The organism is Desulfovibrio sp. OH1186_COT-070, assembly GCF_003860215.1.
Classification (GTDB): Bacteria; Desulfobacterota; Desulfovibrionia; order Desulfovibrionales; family Desulfovibrionaceae; genus Desulfovibrio.
The window spans coordinates 1-366 of sequence record NZ_RQYH01000212.1 but is presented as its reverse complement, the minus strand read 5'-3'; the positions used below and the strand labels follow the sequence as shown (position 1 = coordinate 366).

Here is a 366-nt window from a genome sequence, read left to right as displayed (position 1 = left end):
TACCTTCTTTTACTTCCGTTTCTTCATAGTCAATTTCTCCTTCTGTTAATTTTGGAATTAAAACTTTATCTCCTTTTCCTACTATTTTCAAAATATTAAAATTATCTTCCGCTGTTTCTAACTTATCTAGTTCATCGGATATTTCCACATAAAAGATTCCTTGTTCAAATATTTTCAAAGTAAAGTATGTATAAATATTTTTATTTTCTATTTCAAATACAATAGGTGCTAAAAAAAAAGTATGGTAACTAGAGTAGGAATCCATAGATATAAAGTTACTGTAATAACCTTCTGACTCTAAATAATTTCTTCCGATATATTTTAATATCTCTTTATAGAATTTTTGTTTTTTAAAAAGTTGATGGT

At 24.9% G+C, this 366-nt stretch carries 1 protein-coding gene; it reads right to left on the bottom strand.

Features of this window, described 5'->3' with window-relative positions; translation table 11 throughout:
* Nucleotides 1-366 (bottom strand): hypothetical protein (locus EII23_RS13080; RefSeq protein WP_185702419.1); only part of this gene is annotated, 366 nt, incomplete at both ends.